18 protein-coding genes and 1 tRNA gene are annotated in these 25747 nt (G+C 28.4%); 18 read left to right on the forward strand and 1 reads right to left on the reverse strand.

What is annotated here, in order from left to right; all coding sequences use genetic code 4:
• Positions 1 to 5: 5 nt before the first annotated feature.
• Entirely contained in the window at positions 6 to 2033 is a 2028-nt protein-coding gene (locus tag SCHIN_RS06335) for an ABC transporter ATP-binding protein (protein WP_166507812.1), read from the reverse strand.
• 360 nt (positions 2034 to 2393) lie between these two features.
• On the opposite strand from SCHIN_RS06335, the gene SCHIN_RS01205 reads away from it, so the two are divergent.
• The 18 genes from SCHIN_RS01205 to citF all read left to right on the forward strand — a co-directional run bounded on the left by SCHIN_RS01205 (position 2394) and on the right by citF (position 25747).
• Positions 2394 to 4199: an ABC transporter ATP-binding protein gene (locus SCHIN_RS01205; protein ID WP_166507813.1), complete on the forward strand. Its 1806-nt coding sequence runs from the start codon at positions 2394 to 2396 to the stop codon at positions 4197 to 4199.
• 15 nt (positions 4200 to 4214) lie between these two features.
• Complete coding sequence (locus SCHIN_RS01210) at positions 4215 to 6062, forward strand: ABC transporter ATP-binding protein (protein WP_166507814.1); 1848 nt, start codon at positions 4215 to 4217, stop codon at positions 6060 to 6062.
• Between the two features lie 62 nt (positions 6063 to 6124).
• On the forward strand, positions 6125 to 6568 hold the full coding sequence (locus SCHIN_RS01215; protein ID WP_166507815.1) for a GNAT family N-acetyltransferase: 444 nt from the start codon (positions 6125 to 6127) through the stop codon (positions 6566 to 6568).
• Between the two features lie 59 nt (positions 6569 to 6627).
• A complete protein-coding gene (locus tag SCHIN_RS01220) occupies positions 6628 to 7074 on the forward strand; it encodes a lipoprotein (RefSeq protein WP_166507816.1) in 447 nt (148 codons plus the stop codon).
• A gap of 409 nt (positions 7075 to 7483) precedes the next feature.
• Entirely contained in the window at positions 7484 to 8068 is a 585-nt protein-coding gene (locus SCHIN_RS01225) for a hypothetical protein (RefSeq protein ID WP_166507817.1), read from the forward strand.
• A gap of 2 nt (positions 8069 to 8070) precedes the next feature.
• Positions 8071 to 8796 carry a hypothetical protein gene (locus SCHIN_RS01230; protein WP_166507818.1) on the forward strand — a complete coding sequence of 242 codons (726 nt, stop codon included), beginning with the start codon at positions 8071 to 8073 and terminating at the stop codon, positions 8794 to 8796.
• Positions 8797 to 8897: 101 nt separating this feature from the next.
• Positions 8898 to 9245 carry a hypothetical protein gene (locus SCHIN_RS01235; RefSeq protein WP_166507819.1) on the forward strand — a complete coding sequence of 116 codons (348 nt, stop codon included), beginning with the start codon at positions 8898 to 8900 and terminating at the stop codon, positions 9243 to 9245.
• Positions 9246 to 9268: 23 nt separating this feature from the next.
• Positions 9269 to 10117, forward strand: coding sequence for an IS3 family transposase (locus SCHIN_RS01240; RefSeq protein ID WP_243745727.1), 849 nt, complete (start codon positions 9269 to 9271; stop codon positions 10115 to 10117).
• Between the two features lie 667 nt (positions 10118 to 10784).
• Positions 10785 to 10861 (forward strand) — tRNA-Ile (locus SCHIN_RS01245).
• Positions 10862 to 10949: 88 nt separating this feature from the next.
• Entirely contained in the window at positions 10950 to 12737 is a 1788-nt protein-coding gene (locus SCHIN_RS01250) for an MATE family efflux transporter (protein WP_166507821.1), read from the forward strand.
• 224 nt (positions 12738 to 12961) lie between these two features.
• Positions 12962 to 14560 (forward strand): hypothetical protein, encoded by a 1599-nt coding sequence (locus tag SCHIN_RS01255; RefSeq protein WP_166507822.1) that lies wholly within the window; start codon positions 12962 to 12964, stop codon positions 14558 to 14560.
• A gap of 11 nt (positions 14561 to 14571) precedes the next feature.
• The gene (locus SCHIN_RS01260) at positions 14572 to 15138 is read left to right on the forward strand and encodes a hypothetical protein (RefSeq protein WP_166507823.1); all 567 of its coding nucleotides are present in this window, start codon (positions 14572 to 14574) and stop codon (positions 15136 to 15138) included.
• A gap of 541 nt (positions 15139 to 15679) precedes the next feature.
• Positions 15680 to 18382, forward strand: coding sequence for a magnesium-translocating P-type ATPase (gene mgtA, locus SCHIN_RS01265; protein WP_166507824.1), 2703 nt, complete (start codon positions 15680 to 15682; stop codon positions 18380 to 18382).
• Between the two features lie 88 nt (positions 18383 to 18470).
• Complete coding sequence (gene leuS / locus SCHIN_RS01270; protein ID WP_166507825.1) at positions 18471 to 20888, forward strand: leucine--tRNA ligase; 2418 nt, start codon at positions 18471 to 18473, stop codon at positions 20886 to 20888.
• Positions 20889 to 21005: 117 nt separating this feature from the next.
• Positions 21006 to 23021: a 2-hydroxycarboxylate transporter family protein gene (locus tag SCHIN_RS01275; RefSeq protein WP_166507826.1), complete on the forward strand. Its 2016-nt coding sequence runs from the start codon at positions 21006 to 21008 to the stop codon at positions 23019 to 23021.
• Positions 23022 to 23034: 13 nt separating this feature from the next.
• Positions 23035 to 23295 carry a citrate lyase acyl carrier protein gene (gene citD / locus SCHIN_RS01280; RefSeq protein WP_166507827.1) on the forward strand — a complete coding sequence of 87 codons (261 nt, stop codon included), beginning with the start codon at positions 23035 to 23037 and terminating at the stop codon, positions 23293 to 23295.
• The gene (locus SCHIN_RS01285) at positions 23295 to 24197 is read left to right on the forward strand and encodes an aldolase/citrate lyase family protein (protein WP_166507828.1); all 903 of its coding nucleotides are present in this window, start codon (positions 23295 to 23297) and stop codon (positions 24195 to 24197) included. The genes citD and SCHIN_RS01285 overlap by 1 nt, the downstream gene beginning before the upstream one ends.
• The gene (gene citF / locus SCHIN_RS01290) at positions 24197 to 25747 is read left to right on the forward strand and encodes a citrate lyase subunit alpha (RefSeq protein WP_166507829.1); all 1551 of its coding nucleotides are present in this window, start codon (positions 24197 to 24199) and stop codon (positions 25745 to 25747) included. Before SCHIN_RS01285 ends, citF begins: the two co-directional genes overlap by 1 nt.

Below are 25747 nucleotides of genomic sequence, written 5' to 3' on the forward strand. Positions count from 1 at the left end.
TTTTTTTAATTTGAAGTTTCATATAATTTTTTGAATAAACCTTCTGCTTTGATAAGTTCATCAAATTTTCCTTCTTGAACTATTCCAACACCAGGTTCAATTACAAAGATTTTATCAAAAGTTCTAATTGTACTTAATCTATGAGCAATTGAAATAGTAGTTCTTCCAACCATTAATTTTTCAAGTTCTGCTTGAATTTCTGCTTCAACTAAGTTATCTAAAGCACTTGTAGCTTCATCTAAAATTAATATTTCTGGGTCTTTTAATATTAATCTTGCAATTACAAGACGTTGTTTTTGACCACCAGAAAGTTGAGCTCCTCTTTCATAAAGAACTGTTTTATAACCATCGGGTCAAGTCATAATTAGATTATGTAATTTGGCTTTTTTAGCAGCATCAATCACTTTTTCTTCACTAACATCTTGTAAACCATATGCAATATTGTCATAAATTGTTCCACTTAAAATTTGAGGTTCTTGGTCTACATAACCAATCTTATCTAGCCATGATTTTAAGTCTATTTTATTTAATTTTGAATTGTTATTAATTACTATTTCACCAGTTGAAGGATCATAAAATCTTAAGATAAGTTTGGCAATAGTTGATTTACCACTCCCTGTAGGCCCTACAAAGGCGTACTTGTTGTTTTTTTCAAGTTTTATATTTAAATCTTTTAAAATTATTTTCTCGTCACCAGGGTACTTAAAAGTAATGTTGTTAAACTTAATTGAAGTAACTTGTTCTTCAAACAATAAATCACTACTTTTTTCGATATTTATTATTGAATTTAATATTGAAGTAACACTTCTTGCAGATATTCTAGCTGCAGGTTCATCTGCAATTACTTGTCTTAATTGCATAATTGGAAGCGTCATAACAACAACTCCAGTTTCAAATGCTGTCATAATACTTATCAATGATTGAGTTTCATTGTAGAACAAGAATAGTCCAAAGATAATTGATGCCATTGCAAAACTTCCAATACCTCCAATTATCAATCCGTTTGAAACTTCTGATAAGAATAATTTAGCCTTATTTTTTTTATCTACTTCATAAATTTGTCTATTGAAAGCATCTTTTTCTTGGTTAAAAGTACCGCTAGATTTGATTAATCTAATGCTATAAACTTTTTCATTCAAGTCATTATCAAGTTTTTGAGATAACTTGTGAATATTTTTAGTACTTTGATTTGTAATAAGAATGAAAAGTAAAACTAAACCAACACAAATTCCTAAAAGTGCAAAAATACAAAGTGCTAACTGTCAATTTATGTGAAATAACATAGCACATGAAATTGCCACCGTTACAAATGAAAGACAATAATTTACTGGAGCTTCTTTTACATGTTTTGACAATACTTGACTGTCTTTAACTAAAGTTCCAATTAATTCTCCAATTTTATTTTCACTAAAATAGTGAACATCTTGGTCAATTAATTTTTCAATTAATTGTTTTCTAATCTTTGATTCATATGCTTGAGCAACTCACCCACTAATTACAAATACAACATAAGAACCTAATAAGATTCCACCAATATCTGCAATCATAATATAGATAAGTTTATACAAAGTTAAATCCATACTTCAAAATGTTATGTATAGATCTTTTCCATTGTAATTAACATTTGAATAAAAGAAGGTTTTTATCATATCTTGGATAAAAGCATCTTTATCTAAATCATCAAGTCTATCTCCAATTAAAGACATAGCTAAATCTATATCACTTTGTTTAATTCCGTTTCTTACCAATAATTCTTTAAGTTTATCTAAAGAATCTTCGTTTGAAACTACATCCACAACACTCTTTGAAACCAAAAGTTGTGTTATCATTTCTATATTTTTAATATTTGCAATTAATAAAAGAGAAACTGCTAAGGTGATTAAAAATATTATTGTAGACAGAAATCATCTATCCTTTAAAGATTGAATTAAATGATTTCTTAAATCACTTTTTAATCCTTTTTTTATACTTTTGAAAAAAGAATCCTTTTTGTTTTTAACTGATGAGTTAAAAACAGTTTCTTTATTTCCCATTTTTTTCACTACTCTTTTCTTTTGAACTATAAAAAATCAGTTCAATATTTTAATTTTAACATAATAATAATTGACAAAAAAAACGAAAAAATTACTATTAAGAATAAAAAAGAATTGTGTTTTTTAAGCAACTATTGATGTAAAATATTTTTGATAAAGAGTTAAATGATTAAAAGTACTTGTAATTAAGTTTAGTGAAGCGTTTTAGTTAATAAAAAGTTTTATCAACAACAAACTAAATGAAATTCTTTAAATATTTATATTTAAGAGATAGAATCGGCCGAAGTTTTATAATACAAACAACTTGGTTCGCATCCTATTTTTTTAGTTTATATTATCAACAAAGAAGGGGAGATGAACATGCAACAGGATTTGAAACAACGTATAAAGTTTTTTTCAAAAGATAAATTCAGTAGATTATTTAGAATGCTTGGTATGGCTATCAAAGAATATCCAGGACTATTTACTGTTTTTATGTTAATAGCTATAATTGACACTGCAATTTTTTCAGGAATGTCAGTTGTAGTTTCAAATTTAGTTAAAAACATCACAAATAGTGGTGGAACTAGTTTCTTTGGATTAGAAATGCATTGATATAGCTGAGTTATTTTCGGTGGAGCAATGATTATAGTTTATGGATTTGTTGAATTTTCGCTTAACATTTTAAGTGGAGTTTGAACAAGAAAAATTGAAATATTTTTAAGAGTAAAATGTTTAGATGCTTTGGTTGATGTTGACCTAAGTTTCTATTCAAAAAACCAAATTGGAAATATCATGACAAGAATTATTGGAGACTCTCAAGGGGTAGCTGATGGTTTAAACGAATTTACAATTAATGCAATTTACATCTTAATATTATTTGTAACAGTTAATGTTGTTACATTTACATTAGATCCAAAAATTGCATCTTATTGTTTGGCAATTTTTGGAGTGTTATTCTTAGTATCAATGATTATATTCTTTGCTTATCAAAAAGCATTGATTACATCAATTGACTTTAAACAAAAATTAGACACAAACAATACAGATAAAATAATGAACATCCGTCTAATTAAATCTTCTGCAACTGAATTGCAAGAAATTGAAAACGTTAGACTTGGAAACCAAGAATACGGTAAAAAAATTAATAAGACAATCTTGATAAGAATTACTATGATGTTATTTTCTAACTTCTTAGGTTGAATTCTTCCAGGACTTACAACAATCTTTATTATTGTGACTTATCATGATTTACCAGTTGGTGAAGTGGTTGCAAAAGCTGTTTCATTTATTTCTGCAATGACTTTATATTCATCAGCTATTTTCTTAATGCCTATGATATTAAGAGCACTTTCAGCAGTTATGAACTGTAACTGAAGAATTAGTAATATTTATGCTCAAAAATCAATATTAGAATATATTGATGAACCAAAAGAAATTAAAGTAATTGAAGACATCGAATTAAAAGATGCTGAATTTATTTATCCAGAAGCACCAGAAAAACTTATTATGCCAAAAACAAACATTGTTTTTGAAAAAGGAAAAAGTTATGCCTTTGTTGGTGAAACTGGAAGTGGAAAATCTACAATTGCAAAACTGTTGCTAAGATTTTATGACACAAGTGCTGGACAAGTTTTAATTAATGGAATTGACATTAAAGAATTAAACATGCCAGACTACTTACAAAACGTAGGTTATGTAGAACAAGAACCTCAAATACTTTATGGTACTGTAATGGACAACATTCGTTATGGTAAATTTGATGCAACTGATGAAGAAGTTTTTGAAGCTGCAAAAAAAGCACAAATTCATGATTTTATCCTAGGATTGGCAGAAAAATATGACACAATTCTTGGTGAACGTGGATTTATGTTAAGTGGTGGTCAAAAACAACGTCTTGTAATTGCAAGAATGTTTCTAAAAAACCCTCAAGTATTAATTTTAGACGAAGCTACAAGTGCCTTGGATAATATTGTTGAGAGAGAAGTTCAAGAACAATTGGATAAATTAATTGTAGGAAGAACAACTTTTGTTATTGCTCACAGATTAAGTACAATTAAAAACTGTGATGAAATAATTGTTTTGGGTAAAAATGCTCAAGGAATTATACAAAGAGGAAGTTTTGATGAATTAAAAGACCAACCAGGGCATTTTAATAAATTATATAATGCAGGTTTAATGGGTTAGAAAGGAGTATGAAATATGGCAGATTTTAAACAATTAGCAGAAGCTAAAGTTTTAGAAAAATTAAATAGCGAAAAAAACGGACGCGGTTATAGAAAAATGCTGGGAGCATATTTTAAAAATCACAGACTAAAAATGTTTACAATACTATTTTTAGCAATGATAACAAGTGCTCTTGCAGTTTCAGCTCCTTTGGTTATGAGAGAGATTATGTCTAACTTACAAGGCCAATCTACTTCAAAATTCATTATTTGAAACTTTGGTTGAAAAGAATGAATTTACGTTCAATTAGGAATGTATGTAGTTTTAGGAACTAGTGTTTACTTTTTAAACTTAAATGTAGGTATGTTAGGTAAAAACATTGAACAATACCTTAGAAATGAAGCTTTAAAAGGCTTAATTATGCAAGATATCTCATATTACTCTGATAAAAAAATCGGAGAAATATTGACAAAAATTGGAGCAGATACTTGAATTGTTGGAGAACAAACTCAAAATATTCCAACATTAATTTTAATGGCTTTCTTTAACTTTGTTGGATCATCAGTTGTTTTAATGACAATTGATTGAAAACTTGGGTTAATAGCTGTGGGACTTGTAGGAATTGGAGTTGGAGCAATCTTAATCTTCTTTGGAAGAATTAAAAGATGAATCATAAAACTTAGAACTACAATTACTTATGTAAATGGAGATGTAACTGACAGGATTGCTACAATTCGTTTGATTAAAGCAAGTGGAACTGAAGTTTATGAAAAACAAAGATTTAGAGATTTACATGTTGAATTCATGCAAGTTGTAAAAAGTTTTTTTACAAGACTTAGTGCTGTTTTAACTTGTGGATTCTTAGCTGTTATGAGTTTACAATTAATTATCTTATCTTCAGCTTATGGTCTATATCATAATAATGATGCACAACTTTATGTTATTGCTACATCATTCTTATCAGGATTAGGAACTTTAACTTCACCAATATACCAAGTATTGAGAATTTTATTTGGATATATGATGAGTGACGAGTGTACTAAAAGAGTATTTCAAATTATTGATGCACCATCAAGAGTTGATGGAAACTACTTCAATGATAGTGCAAAAGAAATAAAAAAATTAGATAAAGGTATCATCTTTAAAGATGTAGTCTTTAATTATCCTGAAGATCCTTCAAAAAATGTATTGCCTAAATTCAACTTTACATTTGAAAAAGGAAAAAGTTATGCCTTTGTTGGTGAAACTGGAAGTGGAAAATCTACAATTTCAAAACTATTGTTAAGATTTTACGACCCTACAGAGGGTGAAGTTTTAATTAACGAAGAAGATAACTTAAAAGATATTAAACTTAAATCATACTTAGATTTAGTAGGTTATGTTGAACAAGAACCTCAAATTATTTTTGGTAATGTTAAAGATAACATTCGTTATACAACACCTTGAAAAACAGATGAAGAAGTAATTGAAGCTGCCAAAAAAGTAAACTTACATGAACTAATTATGTCTTGACCATTAGGTTATGACACAATTCTTGGTGAACGTGGATTTATGTTAAGTGGTGGTCAAAAACAACGTCTTGTAATTGCAAGAATGTTCTTGAAAAACCCACAATTACTTATATTAGATGAAGCTACAAGTGCTTTAGACAATATTGTTGAAAAAGAAGTTCAAGCAGAATTAGAAAAACTAATGGAAGGCAGAACAAGTGTTGTTATTGCCCACAGATTAAGTACTATTAAAAACTGTGATCAAATCAATGTTTTAGCTCCTGGTCAAGGAGTTGTACAAACTGGTTCGTTTGAAGAATTAAAAGATAAACCAGGACATTTTAAACGCTTATATGATGCGGGAAAAATGAGAGAAAAAGAAGTAGTAGCTTAGTGTAAAAATATATAATAATTAAAGGGTTTATTAAAACCCTTTTTTTAAAGGAGAAATGAAGTATGGAAAAACTAAACTTTTTAATAGAGTATGGTGTTGAAAATGAAGTGTTTGAAATAGCCAAATTAATTAGAGAAAAAGTTTTTATAGAAGAACAAAATGCAGACCCTGACCTTGATGTTGATGATAATGATCAAATATCTTTTCATTTCGTAGGAAATGACAAAAACAACAACCCTGTTTGTTGTGCAAGGGTTTTTAAGGACGACAAGGGCCATTGAATTGGAAGGATTGCTGTTTTAAAGGAATTTAGAAAAATGGGCTATGCAAGCCAATTGGTAGGGTTCTGTGAAAGTTATTGTTGAGAAGTATTGGGTGCAAATACTATAAATATACATTCTCAAAAGTATATTGCAGATTTTTATAAAAGTTTTGGTTTTAAAGAAACTGGCTTAGAAGATATTGAAGAAGGTATAGAACATTTTTATTTACAAAAGAACAAGTAAATAGCAATATAGAAAACAATACTCCTAAATGTTATAATTTTGTTAAGGGGGAATAAAAAATGAAAAAATTATTAAGTTTTTTAGGAGCATTTGGTTTAATTGCTTCTACTAGCACAAGTGTTGTTTCATGTTTTGGAGAGGAAGATACTAGTTATATAACAGTTGATGTTGATAACTCAAACCTTTCTTTAGATGAAATGAAGACAAAATTACTAAGTACTCAAAAAGATTACAAAGTTTTAGCAAGAGTCGTTGAGGCTGAAAAATATAGCAGAGAAGAATATAACAAGTATGTTTTAATAGTTGTAGTTATTCAAGATTTAATATTGAGAATATTAAATAATGATGTTCCAACATATGAAATAGACTTGTTGGGAGTATTTGAAGATACTGCAAGTAAAGCTGTAGAGTTACTAAAACCCTCAATTGAAGATGAATCTAGAGAACTTTTAGAAGACAGCACTATAAAAGTGGTTGAAGACTTTTTAAACTATTATTCAAAATAAAACGGTTAACCGTTTTATTTTTTTATTTCTCAATAATAAGAAACTATGTATCAAAACACAAGAATAAAAAAATAGCATTTGAATGATCGTGATGAAAGTTTGTTTTTTAGCTTCTTCTGCATTTGATCCAAATACATAAGTTTTAACTTCTTTTGGTTTTTTTGAAAGTTTTAAATCTAATATTAATTCCCTTATTATAAAAAAGATAATTGAAAATCTGTATGCTAAAAATCTTGATAAAAGATCGAGAAAGCAAATACAAATTAATTTATTTCTAAATTTAAATAAATAAATGGAAAATAATTTTAGAATTTGTTAATATAAAAATGAATAAGAAAGGAAAAAAATAGAAGAGGAATGAAAGAGTATTGAAACTAATTAAAAAACAATAAAAAATAACTTTACGTATTTGGACTATCCAAGTGAAGGAGATAATATACTAAATGCTTGATGGTTTATATCAGATTCAGGTTCAACACCTTACACCTTTATTGATAATATAGGTGTAAATATATCTACAACCATTGAAGGTGCTAAAAAAATACAATTTGATAAACAATCACCAATACTTTATAAAAAGTTTTACCTATATAATCCAAATGGAGAAATAATATCTGAAGATTATAACGAAGAAAATGCTTTAAGTTATTTAACTTCGACAATAAACATTAAGGAAAACTTTATAAATAAAAAAGAGTTGAATAATTTAGAAAACGAATATACTGACTTTGATGATTTAATTTCAAATGGAAAATATAATGTATATAGTTTCTCATTTGAAAATAGAATACTTTATTTCAATAATTATGAAAATGCATTAAATGCATATAAAAATAATATAAATCTTATAACAGGTGTAAAAATCATTTACAGAAGCAGAAGAGTTTATGTTTACAATACTGGAAAAGAATTAATAACATTCTACCGGTCAACAGAAGAAGAAATGAAAGAAATTATTAGCAAAATTTATATGCTAATAAACAATGGAGATTAAAAATGAAAAAAATATTATTAAAATTACTAAGTGCTACGGTATTAATAGTTCCTACCAGTTTGGCGGTGTCATGTGTAGATCCAAAACATTATAGTGGACCAGAACCTGAAGAAACTTATTGATGACAAGATTATGAAATTGAAAAATTTGATAGCGCAAAAGATTTTTTAAAAGCTAACTTTGAAAGTTATATTCTTAAAAATATAAAAATAAATAACCGTGACTTAGAATCTTTAAATGATAACCCTTCTTTAGAAAAAGCTTATAAAATTATAGTTAATAGTTTTGTTTATGACAGCGAGGCTAGAAGGAACAATTATATTTGATATGCTAGAGAAAGTTTTGGAGAACGTGAGGATTATCAATGGGATCTAAAAGATAAAAAAGGGAACTATATTTTTAACGCAGTTTATAATAAAGGAACTTATGGTAGTGGGTCTACTAACGAAATACTTAAGGAAAACTTTGAACCTTTAAATTTTAATCCATATAAAGAAGAAGGGGATGAAAAAGTTTCGGCATTCACAATATGAAATGCTTATGATATGGATAATATTTTAACATTTAAACAATTTGGTTATTTAGAGGTTAGAGTATATCAAGATTCATTCCTTTGAAACCTTAACCCAGAAGAAGGGAAAAACTTTGAAAGATTCTTTATAGCAAAACGAAAAGAAAATGGTGATCCAGGTATTTACTTTAACAGAAGTGATTTTGATAAAGAATAAAAAAAAGAAAAGAAGATGATAAATTGAATATAATCTCCTATGTATAGTTATAATGATAAAAAAACATTATCATTATAATGAAAAGCATAGGAGGTTTTTTTATGGCAAACAAAAAAGGTAATAAATCAAATATTTTAACCCCAGAACAAAGAAAAAGACTTGTAAATGATCATTTTAAAAAAGATTTAAGTTGAAGAGAATTGTCAATCAAATATAATGTTTCATATTCCGCTGCAAGGCAAACTTGTATTAGATTTGAAAACGAGGGAGAAGCTAGTTTTGAAGTTAAGAGTGGTAACAGTTCTAATCACACAAATATTAGAGTTAATAGTGTAGATCCCAGAGATAAACAAATTGCACAATTACTTAAAAGAAATAAGGAACTTGAAATGGAGAACGAAATCATAAAAAAGTTCAAGGAATTTACAAAGAATCAAAAGACAAAGTAACGTTAAATTCCTATTATGTTTTTATCGATGAAAACAGGAAATATTATCCTGTGTATTTGATGTGCAGAATTTTTAAAATTACAGAATCAAGTTATTATAGATGAATAAAACGCGGCAAAAAAATATACAAAGTTAAGTTCAATTGAACACTCGCAAAAAAGATTTTAAAAATTTATAGAAAAAACATGGGAATGTATGGGGCTCCAAGAATTACTATTGATTTATTCAATAAATATGGAGTTAGAGCTTCGGAGAAGAAAGTTTGAAGATATATGTCAATTCTTTCAATAAAATCTTTTGTAAGAAAGAAACGTTCTTACAGTGTTCCTAAAGAAAAGAAAAACACAAAAAGCGGAATACCAAATATAGTTGACAGAAAATGAGGTTTATATGGTCCCAATGAATTATTTGTAACTGATGTGAGTTACATACCATATGGAAATCACAAATTTGCTTATTTAAGTGTCATAAAAGATGCTTATAGCGGAATGATTGTTGCATGACACATTTCACTAAAAAATGACCTTATGATTTGAAAAAATACATTAAAAAAATTTGAAAAGGTTAGACCTAAAACTCAAATTATTATGCATTCTGATAATGGGTTTCAATACACATCATTATTTATGGCTGAATATTCAAAAAATAACAACATCATACAATCATGCTCTAGAGCAGGAAACTCTTTAGATAACGCTATGTGTGAAACGTTCTTTTCTTCTTTGAAAACAGAAAGACTTCACCATATTAAATTAAATAATCATTATGAAGTTTATGATCAAATAGATAATTATATTAATTATTATAATAATTATAGAATAACAATTAAACACAGAGCTACTCCAACTTCAATTTGGAATACATATAATTAAATTTAAAATTTCAAGAAAGTGAGATAGCTCACAATTTTTTGCGTTGTCTTTTTGAGAGAACCAAAGGGTTTCACCCTTAGTTTCTCTCAAACTCTCTCCTTAACCTACAAAAGAAAACTTCTTGCTGCGCGTAAAGTTTTCTCTTGACTCTTTCATACAAGCTTTAGCCAAATTTTGCATAAAAAAACACATTCTATACTTGACAGAATATGTTTAAGAAGATGATAAATCTTCTTTTTGTTTGATTAGGTCGCTGTTGTGTATAAAATAAATTAAGAAAATTATATTAATTGTTTACAAAAGCTAAAAGATTTTGGACCGAAAAACAGCAAAAGAAAGAACTTTATGGATTTATGTTAATATAGAACTTACACGAATTAAATATAGTTATGATAATCTAAACTTCTTTAATTCAACAGGAGAAGCTAGAGTGCATATTTTAAAACAAAAGTTGTACTATTTTGCCTTGAGGTATTTTAAGTTTAGGTGATTTGCAGTTAAATCTAACAAGCAACATTTTTTTTTTTTTTTTGTTCAAAGGTGATTAATTATTGTATTATTACATAGTAACAAATTTGAAAAGCAAAAATGTTCACAAAAAAATTAAAAAAAATTAAAAAAATCGTTGCATTATTGAATATTCTATTTTATAATCAATATTGGTTTTCGGAGTATAGCTCAGCTGGTTAGAGCGCACCCCTGATAAGGGTGAGGTCGGTGGTTCAAGTCCACTTATTCCGACCATTAAATGAAAACAAAAATCCGAAAATACACTTCTTTTATTCAAAAGGGGTGTATTTTTTCTATATAGTTTATTAAGGAGGTGCAATTTATGGAACCAGTAAAAGATCAAGAATTATCTGTAAAAACTTATAAAAAAGGTAAGAAGTCAAAAAGACATTTTTTTGCTTCTGGTAAATGATATAAAATTGCACTTACCTTAATCTTATGATCTGTTTTGCAAGAGATTATTATGGCATCAACAGATTTAATTGATAATGTATTTGTAAACCATTTAAGAGAAGAACATGTTTATGGTTATGATGCATTTAAAAATATGGTTTTAAACGAAAGTGGTTGAACCATGTTGGATTATGATTTACTTAAAAGTGTAAATCTTGAAAGTTACTATGGTAATGGAATTTTATATTTGCCAGGGCAAATTGGGGTTAATGCAGTATCTGCAAGTAACCAATTATTTATTCTAATGTTTTCAATGGTTTCAGGATTTTGTTATGGAGCTGGAATATTCAGCGCTCAATATTTTGGTGCTGGAGATTATCAAAGACTTAAACAAATTACGGCCTTAAAAATGTATCTTGTAATTTCAATTACAGGTGTATTTGCATTATTTGGACTTCCTGGAGTTACTGAAAAATTAATTGCTTTTACAACTCATCCAAATTATGACATTGTAAAACCTGATTTTTCAGCACCAAAAGATGGACAATATGCAATTCAATTACATAAGTATATTCAAAATGAGGTTGCTAAAATGGCAACTCAACAAGGAGCAACTTACTATAGAATAGTTTCTTTAAGTTATCCATTGCTTACTATTAACCAAGTTGCGGTTACTGCTTTAAGAGAAACTAGAAGACCTTTCTACTCATTCTTTATGTCAGCAATTTCATTGGTAGCAAACTTTACTTGTAATGTATTTTTAACAGCTCCAACTTTTATTCCTGGATTTATTGGATTTGGTATTGAAGGTTCTGCAGCAGGAACTGTTGCTTCAAGAGTTTTACAAACAGTATTTATATTTGTACTTCTTGGTATTAAGAAATTTGAATTTATACCAAGTATTAAGCACTTTAAAATTGAAAGAACAGTTTTAAGAGTAGCTTTAATCAAAAGTATGCCAATTCTTTTAAATGAAACACTGTTTGCTCTAGGACAAGTTGTACAAGTTAAATTGAGAGCAATGTATTCTGTAGATTCTTTATCTGCAAATGCAATGTATGAAACCATGTTAATGGCATTCTTCTCGCCAATGTATCATGGATTAAATGCAGGAATATCTGTATTGGTAGGTAATGAGCTAGGAGCTCAAAACTTTGATAAAGCTCAATATAACGCAAAACACTTAATGAGATTAAGTTTTATGATAGCTACAGGGTTCTTAATGATATTTTCTGGATTATCATTTGTCTTACCTAAATTAATCTTTCCAAATATTACAAAAGAGGGATTAAGAATTGGACAATGAATGATATTTATCTATACTATGACTTATCCAATAATCTTATTAAACTCTTGTGTATATTCAATTTTAAGAGCTGGGGGAAATGTTATTAATGCATTTTTAATGGATTCAGGATTTAACTGAGTATTACAAATTCCAACCCTTTGTTTATTAATTTTAGGAAATACTGAAGTAAGTAATTCAGGATTTATAACTTTAGGTATTATTTCAATACACTTAATAATTTGTATGTTTGAAGTAGTTAAAGTAATTCCAGCAACCATTTTCTACTTTAGAAGAAAATGAGTAAGAAGTATTATTGTTGCTAAAAACGTTTCTGTTGAAACAGATAAAAATATAGGATCATTTAGTCAAGAAATTAGTGCAGAATCTGTAATTGAAAATGTAGATTTAAATGATAAAGTTGAAAGATAAACACCTTGCCTTTGGCAAGGTGTTTTTTTGACACTTGTTTAATAAAACTAAGATGTTATAATGAACCCATATTAATTAACAATGAATCTTGTATATTTTGCGCAAATAATAATAATTTTATAAAACATACATAAAAAAACAACTAAATACAAAATTAAGAGCCTTTTCAAATGTTGTTATTTTTTGTATTACCAAAAATATTTTAAAAGAAAAGAGAAGATTTTATGAAATTTAGAAAAACATTTTTAACTTCACTATTTTCGTTTATCCTGACCTCATCTATTCTTCTTATAACTTTTTCTAGTAAGGTTACATTAAACATTTCAGAAAAAAGTGTTTATTTAGAAAGAGAAAGTTATTTGAATGATAAAGCCTTAGTTTTAAGAAGTGAAGATGTAAGTGATTTAGTTCTATTGGACAAAGGATTTGTTAGGAATGATGGGTACTTAAAGGTACAAACAGAATCGTATTTAGAAAAGGAAGCAGAAAAGTTTATAGAAGTTTATGATTTAAAAATTAAAGATGGCTCATTTTCATATGAAGTTAGAATTCGTAGATACAATGTAGAAAAAATAGAAAAATTAATTTACACATTTTTGGATGATGAATTAAATATACACAATACAAAAATTCATGATTATAAGGAATTTTCAATCGAAATGACTTTCATTAATGCATATTTAAACGACAGTCATATAAATGCAAACAACAGTTTTGAAGAGACCTTATCTAAGCTTTATTTAAAAAAAATAAGTCTTGCAAATATTGCAGAATTTAATTATTTAAATACATATGCATATAACCAGTATAGAGCAGAGATAGAAAATGAACGTAGACCAAATCACTTCACCCAAACCATTAATGGTTGAAAATCCGTTGAAAGTAATTTTGATAAATTTATGATTACTGCATTTACATCAATAACAACTATGATAATAACAACTGTAATTTTAAGTTATGTAGCCTCTGCCGTCGCAGGAACTATTGTTTTTAAAACGCTATTATCAGTAATATGAAAAAAATTAACTCTTATGGGGTTTACAAACATGTTATTTTTAAATGTAAAAATTCTAGTAGCCTTGTCAATGGGTTTTTTGTTTTCATTTCCAATATCACAAGTTTTTAACTCTGTCTTTATTAAACTTTATCAAAAAAATAATATATCTAATATAATTGAAAAAAATAGATTATTCATTTCAGGTGAATATGGTGAAGATATCTTTGACAAATATAAGGATTTCTTTATGGGCGGATTTAGCAACGGCATAGTTGGTAAATTGAGTTCTTTGTTTGGCAAATTGGGTGTCAAAGATAGAGCTGTTTTAATATTTGATAAGATTAGAAATCCAATGTGAGATCTAAATTATGTAAATTCTTATTCATATGCCAAATACAGAAAATGGTTACCATGAATTACTTACGAAATAAATAAAAGTAGAGCACATTATATGAATAATAATGCTAGAAAAATGACTTTTTTCACAGCAACCCTAGCTTCAAAATCAACATGACTGATAACGTATTTTGGTGATATCAAAACTCCATTAGATAATTTTTATGAAGTTCATCATGCTGGAAATTGACTAGAAAAAACTCGTTTAGAAATAACGCCAAATTTTACTAAGAAGACAAATTCTGCAATTAAAGCTATGTATGTTTCAAAAAATCTTAGAACAGCAAGTGTTTATGCAAGAGTTTACTATGGGAATGAAATGGAGTTTGCCGATTTGGATTACAGAGTAAAAAATATTTTAAGGAATTATCCTAAATCAACTAATAAAAATGTAGACAAATTTATTGCTTTTAGTGACATATATAGATAGGAATTTAAGAGATGAATAGAGAAGAATTTTGGAAAAAGAATAATATCAAAATTTGTATAAGAATGATGATTTTAATTTTTTGCACGTATATTTTATTTTTGGCGTCATTGATAATAGCTGCTTTTTATAGCATCAACTCTTCTGATTATAAGAATTCTAACGTATTCTTATGCTTTATATTTGCTGTTATTTTTTTCATATCTTTTTTCACCACAATTATATTCTTAGTTGTTAATAGTTGGAATATAAGTAAGGGCAAGGGATCAAATTATGAGGGAGCATGTTTAATATTTATTTCCTTTTTTGTTGGTTCTAAAAAAATAAAAAAAATGCATCCTAATTCGGATTGAAATTTCCCATTTGGAAATCTACTGGAAACTTGTATAAAACAATATTGATGGTTTGGTATGTTTAACATACTGAATTTACCCCTAATTTATGTTTGTATTAGAATATTTTGTTTTTCATTTGGAAAAAAATTGGGTAAAGAAATAGATGAATTAAAGCTTGATGATTTGTCAAAAATAGACGAGATAGATTCTAATAAAAATATACAAAGTTTAAGTGAAAAAAATTAAAAAAACAATTTACAATTTTTAGTTTTTTTTTGGGGGGGTAAATAAGTGTCTAGAGAAGAATTTCTTTACATAACTATCAAAAAAATAATATCTAGATGATTATTTTTAACACAATTGCAGGTGCTTCATTGATGAGTTTAATGTTTGTTTATTGAGACAAATTAGATTAAGTATTTTTGCGGAAATATTATTTTTTATGATTATAGTTCATTTAATAACTGTACCTATTGGATTAACTTGATTACTTATGTCTAATATCAAAAGAATTTAAAAAAAATATAAAGGAAGAAAAAAAACTATTGATTTAGCTTAGAAAACCCAAAGAAATCCAAAAAATGGATTTTTTTAAATTTTATTGGGTTTTAGAGTTTTTTTCCCTTATAATAAAAAAGGTTTAGAAAGAGGTGGTAATTATGGCAATTCCTTCCGTCAGCAGTTGAAACAATTTAGTGAACGATATTAAGAAGAATGCCTATAATTGCGCTCTTTCTTATTTAGTACGTTAATATAGTCATTCTTCCTATAAAAAGGAGAAAAAACTATGAAAAGACTTAAATTAGAAAATAATAATAAAAATTCAAAAACAAAATTAATTCAAAATAAACTTACAAACTATTCTAAGTATTCTCAACAAGATGTTCTAAAAGATCTTCAAGTACCAAGTTTTGGTCTAAATGAAGAACAAGTAGAACAAGCTGTTGAAAAGTACGGTTCAAACAAGTTAAAAGCTAAAGGATTTAATTTCTTTACAACTTTTGCAAAAACTTTTCTAAGTCCTTTCAATATAATCTTAACTATCATCGCAGCTTTCAACTTCTACACTTATTTTTCAGGAGAAGACAGAGAAATGTCTGATCTTGCTGGTGCATTAATTGTTCTATTTATGATTCTATTAAGTGGATCAATTATGTTTTTCCAAGAAGTAAAGTCACACTTAGTAATTAAAAAAATATCATTTGATAACAAAAAAACAACCAAAGTTATTAGAGATGATGAGTACAATATTACAAATATTGATAATGCTAATTCAATTAAATTAATTAAAGAAGCAGAAGCTATTGACTCTGAAGACTTAGTACCTGGAGATTTAATTTACCTTTCAAACGGAGACTTAATTCCATCAGATGTAAAAATCATATGAGCAAATAGTTTATATGTTGATCAAGCATCATTAACAGGTGAATCTTTTCCTGTGCAAAAAAAAGAAGTTAACGAAAATTCATCATATTTAGAATATGAAAATATTTGTTATATGGGAACTAGTGTAGTTTCAGGTTCTGCTCTTGGAGTAGTAATTGCAACTGGATACAACACTTATTTCTCAACTATCAATGATAAAGTAACTGAAAAAAGACCTAAAAGTTCATTTGACAAAGGTATTAAAAAAGTTACATTCTTATTAATTTCATTTATGCTTGCTGTAACACCAATTACTTTATTAGTATTTGGACTGGGACATGGTGGACAATGAGTTAATGCAGCATTATTTTCTGTATCAATCGCTGTAGGATTGACACCAGAAATGATGCCAATTATTGTTACATCAAACCTTTCAAGGGGATATTTAAAAATTAAAAAAGAAGATGTTTTAGTCAAAAATTTAAACGCTGTTCAAAATATGGGAGCGATAGATATTTTATGTACTGACAAAACAGGAACAATAACAAGTGGTGAAATCAAACTAGATAGAGTTTTAGATTACAGCTCACAAAAATGTGATTTTGTAAATAAAGCACTTTACTTAAACAGTTACTTCCAATCAGGATTCCAGAATCCTATTGATCAAGCTGTATTACTTTCAAAAGACATCGAAAAACCTGATGTTGAAAGTTATACAAAAGAATGAGAAGTACCATTTGACTTTACAAGAAAAATCTTATCTGTCATCTTAACTAAAGATGACGAAAAAGAAATTTTCACAAAAGGTGCAATTGAAGAAATTCTAAAAGTTTGCGACAGAATTTCTATCAGAGGAAAAATAGAACCAATAACACAAGAACATAAAGATAAAATTATCAAAAAAGCTGAAGAGATGAACCTTGATGGTTACAGAGTAATTGGAATTGCTCACAACCACCTAGAAGATGAAGATATTGAAGAAGACTTAGTATTTTACGGTTTTGCAACATTCTTTGATGAGCCAAAAGAAACATCAAAAGAAATTATTAAAAACTTAAAAGAAAAAGGTATCGACACTAAAGTATTAACTGGAGACAGTGAAGTTATAACAAGAGCTATTTGTAAAAAAGTAGACTTTAAAATTACAAAAATTTATAGTGGAAAAGAAATTGAAGAGATGAGTGAATCTCAATTAAGAAAGGCTGTAGTTAATGCAAATGTATTTGTAAAACTTAGCCCAATGCATAAATCAATGATCATTTCTTGTTTAAAAGAACAAGGACATGTAGTTGGATTTATGGGAGATGGAATTAATGATGCGCCAGTTTTAAGAGAATCTGATGTAGCTATTTCATTCTCTGATGCATCAAACATAGCACAAGATGCAGCAGATATTATTTTGGTTGATGAATCATTAATGGTTCTTGAAACTGCAGTGCACGAAGGAAGAGTGAGTTTAGCAAATATATTGAAATATATTAAAGTTACAATTGCTTCAAACTTTGGAAATGTATTAAGTGTACTTGTAGCATTGTTCTTAACATCAGTTGAACCAATGCAACCAATCCACTTACTATTACAAAACTTAATTTACGATATTGTTATGTTTGCATATATATTTGATAAAGTTGATAAAAAATTCACAGACACACCTAGACCATTTAGAACCAAAAATATTATTTGGTTTACAGTCATAAACGGGCCTGTAAGTTCAATTTTTGATATATCAACATTCTTAGTATTAATTTATGGTTACCAACATAAATTAGGAATAGAACCAGGTATGAGCTATGATGCAAGTAATAACATTAATGGGGTTCAAATGTTTAACGCTTCATGATTTGTTGTTGGATTAATGACTCAAACAGCGGTTCTACAAATGTATAGAACTGAAAAAATACCATTTATTCAATCTAATGCATCATGACAAGTAAATGCAGCAACAGTGTTTGTTTGTGCAATGGCAGTTATTGTGCCATTCACACCATTTATTGCAGAAAATGTTAAAATGCTTCAACCACCTATAACATTCTTGCCAATAGCTTTAGGATTTGTATTAGCTTATGTAATGCTAGCACAAGTTGTAAAAACACTATACATCAAAAGATTTAAAGAATGATTATAAAACACAAAAACTCTACACAATGGTGTAGAGTTTTTTAAATTTTAATTACTTTTAATGTAAAATTATTTAAGTGTAGAGGTGAGCAATTATGGAATTTTCACATAAAAAAATAGAAAAAAAATGACAAAAGTATTGAGATGAAAATCATACTTTTAAAACAACAAATAATCACGATAAAAAATCTTTTGTACTAGATATGTTTCCTTATCCAAGTGGAGCTGGACTTCATGTAGGACACCCAAAAGGATATACTGCAACTGATGTTTTTGCAAGAATGAGAAGAATGCAACAATATGATGTACTTCACCCAATTGGGTGAGATGCATTTGGTCTTCCAGCAGAACAATATGCACTTAAAACAGGAAATGATCCAAGAGAATTTACAGCTAAAAATATTGATATTTTTAGAGCACAATTAAAAACATTAGGTTTTAGTTATGATTATGAAAAGGAAGTTAACACAAGTCATCCAAATTATTACAAAGTAACACAATGAATTTTTCAACAACTTTACAAAAAAGGATTAGCAGAAATTAGAGAAGCTAATGTTAATTGATGTGAAGGATTGGGAACAGTTCTTGCAAATGAAGAAGTAATTTTAGAAAACGGTAAAATGGTAAGTGAAGTTGGTGGTTTTGAAGTTATTAAAAAACCAATGAAACAATGAGTTTTAAAAATTACAAAATATGCAGACAGATTACTTGATGGACTTGAAGGTTTAGATTGACCAAATTCAGTAAAAGAATTACAAAAAAACTGAATTGGTAAATCTAAAGGTATGTTAATAGATTTTAAAGTTGAAAATAAAGATGATGTAATTAAAGTATTTACAACTAGAGCAGATACTATTTTTGGTGTTTCATACATTGTTTTAGCACCTGAAAATGAAAATGTTTTAAAATTAACAACCCAAGATAATTTAGATAATGTAAAAAAATATATTGAAGTTACAAAAACAAAAACTGATATTGAAAGACAAGATGATTCAAAAGAAAAAACTGGTGTCTTTACTGGAAGTTATGTAATAAACCCAGTTAATGGTGATAAAGTACCAGTTTGAGTTGCAGATTATGTTTTAAATGATTATGCAACTGGTGCTGTAATGGCAGTTCCAGCACATGATGAAAGAGATTGAAAATTTGCAAGTAAATATGATTTACCAATCAAATTTGTAATTGAAACAAAAGATGAATCAAAAGCGTTTGTTGGTGAAGGGATTCACATTAATTCAGAATTTTTAGATGGTTTAGATAGAATCCAAGCAATTGAAGCTATGGGTAAAAAACTAAAAGAATTAAATGCTGGAGAAGAAAGAATTAACTATAAACTTAGAGATTGATTATTCTCAAGACAAAGATTTTACGGAGAACCTTTCCCTGTATTATTTTTAGAAGATGGAGAAATTGCTCTAATTGATGAAAAAGATCTTCCTTTGGAATTACCAAAAACAGATTACATTAAACCATCAGGAACTGGAGAATCTCCACTTGCCAATTTAACCGATTGAGTAAACGTTGAGTATAACGGTAAAAAAGCAAAAAGAGAAACAAATACAATGCCTCAATGAGCGGGTTCTTGTTGATATTACTTGGCATACATTTTAACTGTAAGTCCAAACGAACTAATTGATATTGAATCACAAGAAGCTAAAGAGTTATTTAAAAAATGATTACCTGTAGACTTGTATATTGGGGGACAAGAACATGCAGTTCTTCACCTAATGTATGCACGTTTTTGACACCAAGTGTTATTTGATCTTGGTGTTGTACCAACACCAGAACCATTCCAAAAACTAATTAATCAAGGAATGATTTTGGCAGATACTGGTGAAAAAATGTCTAAATCAAAAGGTAACGTAATTAATCCAGATGAAATTGTAGAATCTCATGGAGCAGATACTTTAAGATTATATGAAGTATTTATGGGACCACTTGAAGCATCATTACCTTGAAGTTTTAAAGGATTAGATGGTGCTAGAAAATGATTAGATAGAGTTTATAGAATGGTTGAAACTATTGAATTGACAGATCAAAACAATGGTAACCTAGACTTTGTTTATAATGATGTTGTAAAAAAAGTTACAAAAATGATTGAAGAATGTAAATTTAATACTGCAATTTCTCAATTAATGGTATTTGTAAACGCAGTTTACAAAGAAACAACACCAGTTTACAAAGAATACATTTTTAACTTTACAAAAATGTTATCTGTTTTTGCCCCTCACTTAGCTGAAGAGTTATGAGAAAAAATGGGAAATAAAAATTCAGTTTGTCTTCAAGAATGACCAAGTTATGATGAAAGCAAACTTGTATTAAATACAGTAACAATTGCGGTTCAAATTAATGGTAAACTTAAAGCCACTTTTGAAGCTGATAAAGGTTTAGCAAAAGAAGAATTAATTTCAAAAGCAAAAGAAATTCAAAACATTGCTGAAAATATTCAAGGAAAAGAAATTGTTAAAGAAATTGCTGTTCCTGACAAAATTGTAAATATCGTAGTCAAATAGCCTGAAAAGGTTATTTTTTTTGTTGTTAATTTTAAAATTGTATACAATTATTGTATACAATTTTCCTAAAATGGTAGATAATTAAGTTAGCAGAGATGCTACGAAAGGAAAAAAGATATGAAGCTAGTGTTGACAGTTGAAGAAACAGAACGTTTCAAACTCAAAAAGAGCAAGGCTCAAGAAAAAGTGGACAAGAGTAAGTCTAAACTTGATAATTATGAAGCCAAACAACTAGAAGTTTTGGATAAAAAAACAAAACTAGAAGAATTAAGATATAAACAACGAATAGAAAAAACAGAAGCTAAATTCGAAAAAAAGATAAGTAATTTAAAGTCTTCTGGACAAAATAATGAAGTGATAACAAAATTAGAAGAGTATAGAATAAAAAGATTAGAAGATATTAATGAAGATTATGAGATTATCAAAAAAAATCTTAGTTTGGGAAAAGAAGACCTTTTGGATGGAACCAAAGGTGCTCACGAAAACAACGTAAGAATTAAACTGACAGCAATTGATTATAAAATATCAAAAATCAATTTTAAAAGGAATTGAAAAACTCAAAAAGAAAGTAATTTTTCTGAATTGAGAGGTAAAGAAAAGAAAATAGCTATGTTTGCAGCTCAAGCAGAACTGTTTGAAAGTGGAGATAAGTTATTTAAACCATTTGGTTTAAAAATGGTTGATAAAAAAGAAGAAATCAAAACCAAATATGATCTTTGAAAATTAGATTGAAAGATTAAATTTGCAAAATGCAGTCAATGAACTTTCAAAGACTGAATAAATATAAAAATTTGGACAATTCCATTTTGAATGTATGCTGGATTTGTTGGTATATTAGCAGCTTGTATTGCTACAAAAACAGTGGATGCAAACATGGTTTACGGACCAGGAGTTTTGCTAACTATTGCGATAGCATCAGGGGTAGTATTTGGTAAAATTCCAATTTGAAAAAAATACTTTGGAGGCGCTGTGATGGGTTCAATGTTTGTTGGAACCTTCCTAGTTTATTTTGGAGTAATTTCAAATCCCAAAGGAATACCACAAACTGATTGGAATGCAGGGCATTTTGTTTATAATGCAGTACTTGTCTGATTTAAAAATCAAGACTTCCTAAGTTTCTATATTTCTGTGTTATTAGTGGGAGCTGTATTATTAATTCCAAGAAAAATGATTATTAAATCTATTGGTGGTTTCTTTGCACTTATTATTATGGGAACAGTAATTGGACTTATTTTAGGTTATTTAGGTGCAATGATAACAGGTATGAATACCAAAGAATTAGTTTTATATTATGCATTACCAATTTTAGCTGATGGAAATGGTGGAGGAATCCAACCTATTGGTAAAATAGCTGGTAAATTTGGATATGATGAAGGAGCTTGAATTTCAAGAGGACTTGCAATTTCAACTTTAGCTTCAATCTTATCTGTAGTTGCAGCAGCTATTGTAAACGGTGTTGGAAAAGCAAAACCAAGTTTATCTGGAAATGGTAAATTAATGTTAAGAGATATTCACACAGTGGATAGAACTGCAAAAGTAAATGATAGAAATATTGCATCAGCATTGTTAATGATAATGATGATCTATATGTTAAGTGATTTATTTGAAAAAGCTATTTTTACAGAAGAGAGAATTAAAATTTTAGTGCCTAACTTTGCATGAATGATTGTTATTTGTTTAGCATTAAACTTAGCTAATGTAGTTCCTGTTGAAATGAAACTGGGAGCTGAAAAAATTAACAAATTTATTTCAAAACAAACTACTTGATTATTAATGGTAGGTGTTGGTATTATTTACATAGACTTAAAAACATTTATAGCAGCACTTAATGGAGAGGCATTATTTATATCAGCATTATTTGTAGTTGGTGCAACAGTTGGACCAATGTTAATAGCAAAACCATTGAAATTTAATGCCGTTGAAGGAGCGGTTTCAGCTGGATTATGTATGACAGCACAAGGTGGATCTGGAGCTATTGCGGTTCTGGGAACAAGTGAAAGAATGGAGTTAATGCCATTTGGACAAATTACTTGTAGAATTGCAGGTAGTGTAGTTCTGGTGTTTGCGGCCATTGCGTTTGCACAATATCCACCAAGCACCGCAGAAACAGCTCTTGCAGTTGTGGCAATATAATAAAGGAGAATATATGGAAAAAATAGTGGTAGGTAGTGTTGAGAGTGGAGACTTAATGATGTCTATTTCTGAAAGTTCAGCAGGACATAATGAAATAGTTATTGATTCAAAATTCATTCAACAGTATGGAGACGAAATAAAAGAAATTATTTCAAATATTTGTAATGAATATAATGTAAATAATGCAAAAATCGAAGTGAACGATCAAGGGGCAATCCCTGCAGTAATTAGAGCCAGAACTAAAACTGGATTAGAGAGATTTTTGAATAAATAATGGTTAAATTTGATAGAGTAAAACCTAGAAAACATATGTTATTTGTTCCTGCAGATCGACCTTCACTTTATAGAGATTCAGTCTTCTATAAACCAGACACAATTATGTTTGATTTAGAAGATGCTGTTGCATACTCAGAAAAAGATGCAGCAAGAATGTTATTAATAGAAATATTAAACGATATAGATTACAATGCAAGTGGAATTGAAACTTGTGTAAGAATTAATGGCTTAGATACTGAATTTTTTGAAAAAGATATTGAAGCTTGTATAAAAGCAAAAGCAAATATGATTAGGCTTCCAAAAGCAGAAACTGTTGATGATGTAAATCAACTAGTTGCTTTAATGGAAAAATATGAAAAAGAAAATAATTTAGATTATAAACTAAAAATATTTATAGCCTTTGAAAGTGCTTTGGGTATATTGAATGCATTTGAAGTTGCCAAAGCAAGCGACAGAATTGTTGGTATTGCTCTTGGAGGAATGGACTACTTACTTGACTTAAAAGGGAGTAGATTGCCAAATCGTGAAGAATTATTATATGCTCGCCAACATTTAGTTCATGTTGGAAGAGCTTTAAAATTGGATGTATTTGACGTAGTTTATGGAAATACATCAGATGATCAAGGATTTATTAATGAATTCAAATTTATAAAATCACTTGGATTTGATGGTAAATCTGTAATTCACCCAAACCAAATTCGATTAATTAATGAAGTTTATAAACCAACACAAGAACAATTAGAATATGCTCTTGAAATGAAAGAAGCTTTTGAAGAAAGTGTAAAACTTGGAAAAGGTGTTTTCTTATTCAAAGGTAACATGGTAGATAAACCAGTTGTTGAAAAGCAACTTGAAATTATTGAATTAGCAAAAGAATTTGATATGGAGGGTGCTTTATAATGGAAAAACCGATTTTAACAAAAGAGTATCTAGAAAAAAACTTTAAAAATACTGGAACTAATTTAGTTCCTTATCAACCAAAAGAAGTTAGAACTTCAACATTTAGTTCTAATTTAAAAGAACTTCCTAACAAAGGAATTGTAAGAGATAAAGTTGTAGATCTTGAAACTGCTATAAAGAATAGTGGACTTCAAAATGGTATGACAATTTCTTTCCATCACCATTTCAGAAATGGAGATAAAACAGTTAAAGTTGTAATGGAAGTTATTAAAAAACTTGGAATAAAAGATTTGACAGTTGCAAGTAGTAGTTTTACAGATGCACACAATTTTTTAGGACAATATATTAAAGATGGTTATGTAAAAGCTTTGCAATCATCTGGTTGTAGAGATGAATTGGGTGAATTTATTTCTGCTGGTAATTGTGAAACGCCTTTAATAATTAGAAGTCACGGAGGAAGAGCAAGAGCTATTGAATCTGGTGATTTAAAAATTGATGTAGCTTTTATGGCAGCAAGTGCAAGTGATTGTATGGGTAATGCAAATGGTATGATGGGAAAATCTCGTTGTGGAAGTTTGGGTTATGCAATGGTTGATGCACAATATGCAAAAACAACAATCATATTAACTGATAACTTAGTAGAATATCCAAATAGTGTAATTTCAATTCCACAAAATCATGTGGATTATGTAGTTGAAGTTGATGAAATTGGTGATTCAAAAGGAATTATGAGTGGTGCTATTAGGTTAACCACTAATCCCAAAGAAGAAATAATTGCAGAAAACATTACCAAAGTTATTGTTAACTCAAGTTTATTTAAAAATGATTTCTCAATTCAAATGGGAAGTGGAGGGGCTTCACTTTCGGCTGTAAAGTATTTAAAAAAACATATGATTGAAAAAGGTGTTGTTGCAAGTTATGCACTTGGAGGTATAACTTCACATCAAGTTTCAATGTATAAAGAAGGACTTGTTAAGAGAATTTTGGATACACAATGTTTTGATCTTGCAGCAGTAGAATCAATTTATGAAAATAATGATCATATAGAAATTTCTGCATCTATGTATGCAAACCCTCATAACAAATCACCATTCGTAAACAATTTAGATTTTGTAATTTTAAGTGCATTAGAAGTTGACATAAACTTTAATGTAAATGTTATGACAGGTAGTGATGGGGTAATTCGAGGAGCTTCAGGAGGACATTCAGATACAGCTGAAGCTGCAAAAATTTCAATAGTATGTTTACCGTTGATTCGAGGAAGAATGAGTTGTGTTGTTGATAAAGTAAACACAATTATTACTCCTGGAAATACAGTTGATGTTATTGTGACCGACTTTGGTATTGCGGTAAATCCTTTAAGAAAAGATTTACTTGATGAATTTTCTAAAGCTGGAGTAAAATTAAAAAGTCTACAAGAAATGAGAGACTTTGCTGAAGGTATTGTTGGAAAAGCAAAACCTATAGAATGAGATTATAATAGACCTGTTGCGATAGTTGAAGCAAGGGACGGGTCGGTATTAGATATCATTTATAAAAGAAAGGGATAA

This window comes from Spiroplasma chinense (genome assembly GCF_008086545.1).
GTDB lineage: Bacteria > Bacillota_I > Bacilli_A > Mycoplasmatales > Mycoplasmataceae > Spiroplasma_A > Spiroplasma_A chinense.